The organism is Lactiplantibacillus herbarum, assembly GCF_001039045.1.
In the GTDB taxonomy this organism is placed as follows: Bacteria; Bacillota; Bacilli; order Lactobacillales; family Lactobacillaceae; genus Lactiplantibacillus; species Lactiplantibacillus herbarum.
Genome location: NZ_LFEE01000033.1, coordinates 1 through 10,214 on the forward strand (window position 1 = coordinate 1; position 10,214 = coordinate 10,214).

Annotated in this window: 5 protein-coding genes; 1 reads left to right on the forward strand and 4 read right to left on the reverse strand. The window is 45.6% G+C overall.

Annotation, left to right across the window (positions count from 1 at the left end; all coding sequences use genetic code 11):
• Positions 1 to 73 precede the first annotated feature (73 nt).
• Together ACG95_RS09905 and ACG95_RS09910 are read right to left on the reverse strand one after the other, a co-directional pair.
• A complete protein-coding gene (locus ACG95_RS09905; RefSeq protein WP_152668328.1) occupies positions 74 to 847 on the reverse strand; it encodes a sulfite exporter TauE/SafE family protein in 774 nt (257 codons plus the stop codon).
• A gap of 221 nt (positions 848 to 1,068) precedes the next feature.
• The gene (locus ACG95_RS09910; RefSeq protein ID WP_048000351.1) at positions 1,069 to 1,710 is read right to left on the reverse strand and encodes an SDR family oxidoreductase; all 642 of its coding nucleotides are present in this window, start codon (positions 1,708 to 1,710) and stop codon (positions 1,069 to 1,071) included.
• 136 nt (positions 1,711 to 1,846) lie between these two features.
• Between ACG95_RS09910 and ACG95_RS09915 the strand changes: the two genes are divergently transcribed.
• On the forward strand, positions 1,847 to 2,365 hold the full coding sequence (locus tag ACG95_RS09915; RefSeq protein WP_048000352.1) for a GNAT family N-acetyltransferase: 519 nt from the start codon (positions 1,847 to 1,849) through the stop codon (positions 2,363 to 2,365).
• A 111-nt stretch (positions 2,366 to 2,476) separates the two neighbouring features.
• Here the strand turns inward: ACG95_RS09915 and addA are convergent, their stop codons facing one another.
• Both addA and ACG95_RS09925 read right to left on the reverse strand, forming a co-directional pair.
• Positions 2,477 to 6,247, reverse strand: a complete 3,771-nt coding sequence (gene addA / locus ACG95_RS09920) for a helicase-exonuclease AddAB subunit AddA (RefSeq protein ID WP_048000353.1) — start codon at positions 6,245 to 6,247, stop codon at positions 2,477 to 2,479.
• Positions 6,240 to 9,842, reverse strand: coding sequence for a PD-(D/E)XK nuclease family protein (locus tag ACG95_RS09925; RefSeq protein WP_048000354.1), 3,603 nt, complete (start codon positions 9,840 to 9,842; stop codon positions 6,240 to 6,242). The genes addA and ACG95_RS09925 overlap by 8 nt, the downstream gene beginning before the upstream one ends.
• Positions 9,843 to 10,214: the final 372 nt, after the last annotated feature.

Genomic DNA, 10,214 nt, shown 5'->3' on the forward strand with positions numbered 1-10,214 from the left:
TTGTCTAACTTTTTTGTTGCACTTCATTTTTTTCGTGAGATCTTTTATTTTGACTATTATAGACGCAATACCACTACAAGCCATATGCTGACTTAAACAAGCTTGCTGCTAAACCGAGCGCCCCAATTCCAATCACAATTGTGAGTAAACGCGCTGGTAAATGCCGGACGATCCGTGGTCCAAGACTACCGCCGATTAAGAATCCGATCCCTAATGGAATCACATAGTGCCATTTAATCGGAGTCTGTAACGCATAAACCACTGCGGAAACGATGTTAGCTAGTCCCAACGCCAAGTTCTTCTGGGCATTGTAAACAGTAAATGGTGTATCACTCGTAAACGAGAGAATCGCCAACATCAACACGCCACCGGCCGCACCAAAGTAGCCAGTGTACGTTCCAACAAGAAAGATTCCTAGCCAAGACAAAGCAGTTACCCATCGTGCTGGCTTAGCACTCTCACCAGGTTGGCTGACGTGAATCCGCCGTGGAACTAGAACTAGGACTCCCGCAACTAAAATGAAGAATGGCACAACTTTGGCAAAAGTCGCAGCTGGGATCACGAATAATAGGATTGCACCAACGATACTCCCAATCAGCGTTAGTGGAATTAGTGCCCGTAACTCACGACCATGTCCTCGCAATTCTTTGCGTGATGCGGGAACCGCACCAAAACTCGTAAAGGCTAACCCAACCGTGTTGGTCACGTTAGCCGTAACTGGTGGCAACCCCAATGCCAATAACACGGGGTATGATACTAGTGACGCTAACCCAGCAGCCGTGCTAACGATACCCGCAACAATCCCCACAACTACTAAAATAATGACTAATTCTCCAAACGCCATGATTTTCAACGGCCCTTCTATTAAGATAATTTTACGATAGTCGTAAAGAATCGTATAGTCAAACAGCCTTAAGGTTATCAAAAAAATTGATAAGGCTCCCAATAACACAGCTGTAATCTGTTCTTTGAAACCAATGTTTCGCAAAATGCTACTAACAGGCCTAAAAAATCTCCATTAAATAATTAGTCCGTACAGATTAATTATTTAATGGAGATCATTTTTTATTAATCAGCTTTAACAGCCGTTTCAATCGGTGTATCACCATTGATTAACGCAATCGTCTTACCAATTGTCGTTGGCGTCTTCAACGTTTGAACCGTGAAAGCCGCGACATCATCACGGGTGATTTCACCACCAACACCAGGATCAACCGTCACTTTACCAGTTCCAGCATCATTGATTAAAGTCCCAGGTTGTAAAATCGTGTAATCTAACTCGGTCCGGGTCTTCAACCATTCGTCAGCGTAATACTTCGCAACGTAGTAAGGTTGTAAGGCACGTGGCCAGCGACTACGATCAGCCGTAAATTCGGCACTGATAATCACGTAACGTTTAACGTTAGCGAGTTCAGCTGCTTGCATTGACTTAACCGCTCCGTCCAAGTCAATCATCAGGGTCATATCGTAACCCGTCTGACCACCAGAACCCGCTGCAAAAACAATTGCATCCATGCCTTCAAACGCTAAGGCTAAATCAGCTGGTTGCGCCATTAAGTTGAATTGAACTGGTTGAGCACCAGCATCTTCAAAGGCTTCTGCCTGTTCAGGTTGCCGAACACCGGCGTACACTTGATCACCTTGGGCAACTAACTTGGAAACAATTTTCTTACCGATCTGACCGTGGGCACCAATTACAAAAACTTTCATCTGAGTCACTCCCGTCTGTTAATAAGTATGATTATAAAGCTTACCGCCATAAAAAAGTAGCATTCTGTTCTCGATTTGTCCGACCTATCAAATTAGCTTATAATATGAGCATCTAAAAGAGAGTAAGTGATACGTAATGTCAAAATATATTCGTCAGGCCGTTAACGCTGATTTGCCCGCAATGATGGCTGTTATTGAACAAGGTAAACAAGCACTAGCTGCCGATAATATTCCCCAATGGCAGGATGGCTATCCCGAAGCTAGTGATATTCAGGCTGATATTGATGCCCAGCTTGCTTGGGTCCTAATCGTAGATGGCAAACTTGCTGGCACCGCCGCCCTCTTAACCACCCCCGACCCCAACTATGCTCAAATCTATCATGGCAGTTGGGAACAAGCGACCACACCTTACACGTCGATTCACCGGATTGCGATCGCCAGTGGCTACCATGGCCAGCACTTAACTGATTTTTATTTCAGCAACCTGCTCACCATCAGCTACCAACTAGGCTTCCGTCAGGTTCGTATCGACACCCATCTATTGAATAAACGCATGCAATACATTATCACTAAAACTGGCTTCGACTATCGTGGTATCGTCTATATGGACAATGACGCTACTGATCAGCGGAATGCCTACCAAATATTGTTATAACAGCTTTCTAGTACAAGACAGTTCGCCACTAATACAACATTAAAAACGGGGTCCTTCAGAATCTTAATCCTTCTGAAGGACCCCGTTTTTAAATCTTGCCACTAATATTATCTAATCAACCGCTACAAACACGTGTTGCGGTAATGAATACAAGTAACGTTGTTCAACTGGTCGCTGATACATGGACTGTAGCGCAGCCGCGTACAACTTAACTTGTCCCGCGTAACGCTCCCCTAAATCTGCAGGTTTACGAACACGGTCGGTCTTGTAGTCGAATAAAATTAAGCCGGTCTCTGTTTCCAAATAACCATCAATAATCCCATGAATCAAGACTTTGCCATCTTCCTGATCATCGACATCAAAAATCTGTTGTGCCGGTAATAACAGTGAAAACGGCACTTCACGGTGAACTTTACTTGGATCACTCAAAATCCGCTCACCCAGTTCACTGTGATAAAAGCCGACTACAGCCTCACCATCGATTAATTCCGCCACATTTTGCGTCAAGACTTGCTTCGCCACTAGTTCAGCGATGGTTGCTTGGACCGCAGCAGCATCAATCGGCTGGCTCAAATCAAGCTGTTCTAAGACTAAGTGGGTCGCACTCCCGACTTCTGCACTAGTTGGTGACTGCGCTGTCTGCAGGAATTGCGGCAAATCGAGGCTCCCAGTCACAAAACGGCTAGTTGGACGTGCCTTTTGCTTGCTGACAGTCGGATTATCATTCATCTGAGCCGTATCTGGATCTTCAAAGATTCGTTTGACTTCCGATACTGACTGATAAGCCGTGGTCGTGGTTGATGTTTGGTGCGTGTAATGTAAATTCAGTAGTTCAGTTAACCGTTGTTTTGTTAACTGATCCACCGCCACATCAACGTGTTGTTCAACTGTTTGGACCGCATCAAGTTGTGTCTCTGACTCAGCTTGTGGTTGATCCTGAACAATCGTCGTTGCGTCACCCAATTCAATAGCCACTTTAGGCAGTTCATCACCGGGCAATTCGTAATTAGGCCACTCATCCGCCCAGTAATCCTTCATCGCGGAATGCCGCATCAACGACATCCCAATCCAGTCTAACTGGTTAGTCGCGCCGATTCGTGACTGGGCGGTAAGCACCCGTCCCTCACTCGCAAAGCTCTGCCGCCACTTCTTGGTTGCCGAATCAATATCCTTGATTGTTCCGACCAAGAACAGCTGTTGCTGCGCCCGCGTGATTGCAACGTACAGTTTGCGCATTTCCTCAGCTCGCAGCTTTTTACTAACAACTTGCTTCGTGATCACTTGCGGCAAGGTTGGATATTTAACCCGAGTTTCAGGATCCAAATAAGTAATCCCAATTCCCGCTTGCCGGTCTAATAACGCGCTTGAGCGGGTATCCATCTGGTTAAAACGTTTGTCGGTATCCATGACAAAGATAACCGGATATTCGAGTCCTTTACTACCATGAATCGTCATCACACTGACCGCTTCGGCATCCGTTTCTGACACAGCGGAAGCCAAATCCTGATCCTTTTCCTGCATTCGTTTAATGAAACGTACGAATTGGAAAAGGCCCTTAAAGCTGCCCTGTTCATAGGCATACGCCCGTTCGTACAGTGCATGTAAATTAGCTTGCCGTTGCTTACCAGCGGGCATCCCACCAACGTAGTCTAAAAAGCCAGTGGTTTCATAGATTCGCCAGATCAGCGTCACGATTTGGTTGCGTCGTGCTAAATCCCGGAAAGTTGTTAACTGATTGAGAAAAGTCTCAATCTTAGCATAGACCGTATTCCCATATTCAGTCGGTTTCGACGTAGGATAATGGCGGTAAAAGTCCTGGATTGCTTGGAAATAGTCACTCGTCTTATTTTGAATACGTAAGAAAACTAACTGGTTTTCATCCAACCCAACGATTGGTGACCGTAGCACCGCTACTAATGGAATATCCTGATACGGATTATCGATGATGCTGAGTAACGCCATCATGATTCTAATTTCAGTCGTTTGAAAATAGTTCTGCGCATCGTTGACCACAACTGGAATATGATACCGTTTGAAGACGTCGATAATCGTTAAGTTATGATTACGCGTTGGTACTAATAACGCCACATCACTGTATCGGAATGGCCGGTACTCACCGTGATCGCCGTTACGTTCAAAAATCGGCTTGTCCTGTGCCCGCAGTTCGAGAATCTTCTGAGCAACCATTGTGATACTCCCGACCGCTGGATCATCAATCGCAAAATCATCTTCAGCTGACATGTCATCAAGCGTTACATCAACGTCCGAAGCTTCTTCAGTTCCAGTTTGATACAACAATAGGTTCGTCGTTTGCGGCATATCTGCAGGATAGTCTTTAGGACCGTATTTTAAATAAGCCGCCTCATCATAATCGATCTGACCGACCGGCTCATCCATCAACTGGCTGAAAATCAGGTTAGTCAGTCGATCGACATTCTCAACCGAGCGGAAGTTTTCCGCCAACACAATCCGGTCACCATGCTCTGGATTAGTGCCAAAATTATGATACTTTTGCAAAAATAGTAAGGGATCTGCCAATCGGAACTGGTAGATCGACTGCTTAACATCACCCACCATGAACATGTTGCCGGGTTCTTTACGCGCAAGCAACTGCAAAATCGTTTCCTGCAAACTATTAATATCTTGATATTCATCGACCATCACTTCTTCAAACTGAGCACGTAATTGTTGCAACGCACCCTGGCCGCTTTCGTCATCGCTTGTCAAAATCTGTAAACTTAGATGTTCCAAGTCAGAGAAGTCTAGAACGTGACGCCGCCGTTTTTCTGCAGCGAAAGCCGTACTAAATAACTGGGAGGCATGCACCAATTCCTGCACAATCGCTTTAGAACCCGTCATGATGTCTAAGACCTGCTGTTCATCAGCCGCAAAATAGGTCGTACTGAGGGCCGTCATCCGTTTCTTAACGTTATCAACCAACGTACCCATGGCCTTAGCCTGAGCCGTTCGTTCGGGTTCATCTTTATAGGTCTTCTTTAACCGTCCAACCTTAAAATCAGCGACCTGACTACGCAACTCGTTCCAACTGGCGGTGCCCAATTGCTCATGCAAAGTTGCAAGCAACTGCTGCGCAATCGTCAGCACCTCCCCCGTCTTGGGTTCAAGTTCCTGCGTCTCCGTAATGGTCTGGGCTTGCACTAACTGTGCCTGCATTGCTGCAACTTCATCAGTCAATAATGGCAATAACTGCTGTTGATAGAAATCACTTGCAGTCAGGTTCGTCCCCGTCACGTGATACGGTGCCGCTAGTCCTTGTAACCAAGCATCTGGATCAGGCGTCGACTGCGAAAAATCAAACAACCGGAAAATCAACCGGCTCAAACCATCGTCGCTGCGGTCATTGGAGAAATTAGCCGTTAATAGATCAAAGACTTCACCATCGTCAGCGTAGAGTTGTTCACGAACCGTATCCCAGACCTGATCACGAATCAGTAAGCCTTCAGTATTATCCGTCAATAATCGGAACACTGGATCCAAGTCAATAACATAGTAATACCGTTGGATTACACGTAAACAGAACGCATCTAGCGTGCTGATATTGGCCACACCTAACAAGTTCAATTGTTGACGCAACTGGCGAATCACCGGTGACGCGGTCGTCTGATCAGGATTATCCTTGAGTAATTTTGAAATCCGTTTGTTGATCTGAGATTCCAGCTTTTGTTTCATATGCTTAGCAGCTAAGTTCGTAAACGTCACAACTAGCAACTGGTCAATATTCGTCCCAGCAAGGATTTTACGCATGATGCGTTCAATCAAGACGGTCGTCTTTCCTGAACCGGCCGAAGCAGAAACCAACAAGTTGTTGCCACTCTGCTCAATGACAGCCTGTTGACTTGCCGTATATTTCGTCTTACTCATGAAGCGCGCCCCCTTTCTGATCCTTTAACAGGTCTAAGACTTGTTGCGATGACAATGGTGGTAAATCCCGATAAGAATTTTCAGCCAGCATCGCGTCAAATTGCATAATCGATAGATATGGCGAATACTGTAGCGCCGTGGTCTTATCATTCAATCGAATCGGGTTCAAGTCGACCTGCCCGGCAAAGATTGCTTCGGCAGCCGCCACAATCAACTGGCTATTATGTGCCAACAGTCGTTCCAATTGATCATTCGTCACTAATGAGGCTGCCCGACCACCGCTGTACGCACCATCTTTTTTACGACTAAATGGGTAAACTTTGGAAGCACCCGTCGCCTGTTGCAGATCACTATCCAGATGTTCTAGTAGCTTAGGATCATCCAGTAAAATGCCCTTATACTTGTTCTTCTTCAATAAGGCTGCTTCAAAGCCGCCCTTAATATCTTTAGGTTGTAAAGTTGGATTTTGGATGTGCATGTAGAGTGCCCCAGCCAGTTTGACGGCGTCTTGGTCGTTGCCAACCAGTTCGCGTTCATTATGCAACACGGCATCCAAATAAGTCAGCATCTGCATCGCTAACCCGTAGTAAGCTTCTTGGAAATCAAATTTATGTTGCGACGATTTGTAATCCACAATACCCAAATAACTCTGATCAGCAACCTGAATTTGGTCTAGGCGATCAATCTTCCCACGAACGTGCACGCTATGAGTAGCATCAATCTGAAAATCAAGGGCCTTCAAGCCATGTTCCTTACCGACGTTCCCAAATAAGACTTCGGTATGCTTAGGTTCCGCCGCCGATAACTGACTCTGGTTCCGAATGGCAAAAGCAATCTGGCGAACCGTATTGATCAGTTGCCGTTGCAAATACGCCATCCGATTCGAACTGGCTAAGATCATGAACTGTGGTTGATCCAGTACTTGTTGCGTCACCGCCTCTAAGTACTGTCCCAACTGCTGATCACTGGCCTGCGCTAATGGAATTTGGTCTTGCCGTAACACTTTAATCAAGCCATCTAAAACCGCATGGAAGAATTCACCGGTACTGGCAGCTGACAATTCAAAGACGTCACGCTCCCGCAATTTCAAGCCGTACTTCAAGAAATAAGCGTACTGATTACGATAAAATTCTTCCAGCTTAGAAATTGACGTGTAGATTTGATGTCCGTATAAAGATTCCACACTATCCGCTGTCAGTGTTACTGGTTGATTGCGATAACTCAATCCTGCTAATAATTTCTGTGCTAATGCGCCAAACTGAGCGTCATGAGTCAACTGTTGACGTAGCCATACCCAGACTGGTGCCGGCCGTAATGGTTCGCCCACCCGATTAGGATCAGTATTAGTTGTTAACACATCACGATAAACCTGAATCACGTGACTGATTGTTCGTCGTTTCGTACCCACAAAGGGACCTGCATCCGAACTAGTTGGATCAGGCGTACCAAGATAAGTGTGGGTTGGCAATTTAAATTGTTGTTGAATGCGAATAATATAGTTAGACCAATTCAAGTCCGATTCCTGATCATCTTTTAACGGTGCACTAAAGAACAGCTGCTCCTTAGCACTCAAAAAGGCCAAGTAATTCAAGCAACTTTCGTCTCCTAGTTGAACAACTGCAGAATCATTGAGGTAATGATCGCCATCTAATTCACTTAATCCCGTTTGCAGATTTTCTTTATCGACATCACTCAGTAAATTATTGGTCATGATGCGATCCGGCATTACTAAGTCGGTTGCACCAATCATGAAGACCACTTTACGATCCTGACTCTGAACCATTCCGCTTTCCGAAATCAAGACTTGATCTAGCGTTGATGGAATCTGGGAATAGCTTGCGCCTTCAAAGCCTGCTTGTAATAGTGCTAAGAAATCAGGTGCAATAAACTCATCATCGCCTAAAATCGTCACGTACTCATCCAGCATCCCACAGAACGTTTGCCAAGTCTGTTCAGGTTCTGCTGCCGCAGCGACGTCCTGTTGATCCAAGGCCTGATCACGCCAAGCGAGTAACTGCTGCGTCACACCACTTTGATTCAAGAAATTAACCAGCACCGTGGCCGCACTGCGGCCATCCGATGCCTGAGCTAATTTCTTGAAAAATGGTGGAAATAGGTTCGCTACAAAATGGTGGATTAGATTGATTTGCCGCGAAATTTCAGCATTTTGATCCGTCTCAACACCCGCATCGCCTGCCGTTAATTGAAAATACTGCCAGTCTTTTGATTCTAGCCAGCGATTACCAGTATAACCACTCTTCAAGATGAAGTTTTCCGTCAAGTCAACTGCTTGCCGATAAGCCTGCCGATCCATCGGTTGACCATCAATTGTCGGTAGTAATAGTTCCGTCTTCAAAAGACGCATCACATCACGATACTGATAGTGTTGCGCCTCCAGATCAAATAGCGCACCAATCAGTTCAACCAACGGATGGTCAGCCATCGAACGTTGCAAATCAACGAAATACGGAATTTCTTGTTGGTGCAACGTTGGTGCCAACATCGTTTGGTAGTGATCCAAGTGGCGCGTCATGATCAAGAAATCGCGGTAGTGATAGTCTTCGGCTGGATCAGTGTGCTTCTTAGCGACCATCGCCCGAATCATACGGCTAACTTGGGCCAATTCATTTTGCCGGCTATCTGCTCTCAAGAGATGGACATTGCGATTAGTTGCTTCCTGACCAGTTGCCGCTTGTGGATGTCCGCGCCAAAAATCATCTAACGCTGCTAGTCCTGGAGCAACTCTGAGCGTTGTCGCATGCAAATCGTTTAATACGGGAATCTTACGAATCTGAGCATACTGGTATAACCGGTAGTAAAGTCGACCGGATTGATAGAACAACGTCCCATTTTCTGGTGCCTGCGTGACCACTTTTTGATCAAGCATTAGACTAACCGTGACGTCAGCGCCCCGTTCAAGCATCGTCGTAACGATTCCTTGTTCCTGAGCTGGTAGTTGAGCAAACCCAGCCAGTTCTAAGTAAACGTGCGTTCCGTGTAAGTCTTGATGCCGCAAATAAGCATTCAATTGGGCTAATACATCTGCGGGCTTCAGATCCTTACCCGCCGTAGCTTCAATAAAATCGGTATACACAATCGCTAAATCATGTAGCTTAGCCTGCAAATCACCAGCCATGGCGTTGGCAGCTAATTGCACGACGTCTTCGGGTTGGAGATTAGCAGTTTGCAGCTCGTTGATTTCACGTGCTAACTGCGTAATGAAACCAGTCTGGCCGATTTCACCACCAAACAAACGTAGCTCATCCGCGTGCCGCTGCAGGATGCGGTAAAGTAACATATCAATACCGGCAGCGGACAACCTCGGTACTTGGTAAGCCGCGTCATTCTTCATTAAGTACCAAGCTAGCCGGGTAAACGACAAGATTTGGACTTGGCTCTGCGCATACAAATCAGATTGATTGAACGCTTGTGCTAGGCGATTTAAGACGTCAACTTCGGTATCAAACTTGATATGATTAGGCACTAAGTAAAAAAACTGATCCTGTGGTTTAGCCGTCAGTGTTTGCACTAATTGATCAATCATCGTTTGCCGGTGATCCACCTTGGCCGGACCTAATACAAATTGTAAACTCACCACTAATTCCTCCTTTTATCTGAACAGACGTTCTCATGATATTAAGTCCTATTATCGCATATTTAGGCAGCTAAAAAAAGGATGTGCGGTCAGCGAAACATAACTTATAATGTGCATTCTGATTCCGCCTACCGGGGCATCCTGACAATGATTGGAACGTGGTGGGCACCACTGAACATGGTCAGGATACCCTTCACGGCTAGATAGTATCTGGAGTCAGACATTTGCCCCCCTAATTTTAAACTGGCTACTTACAATGACTAAATTCGGTATAACCACCGCCATCTAGTTTCTCTTTGGAATAAAGATGAATCAAATTAAAGCTAGACACATCTTATCAACATTTTAAATCCAATCTAGCCGTGAGGGGTA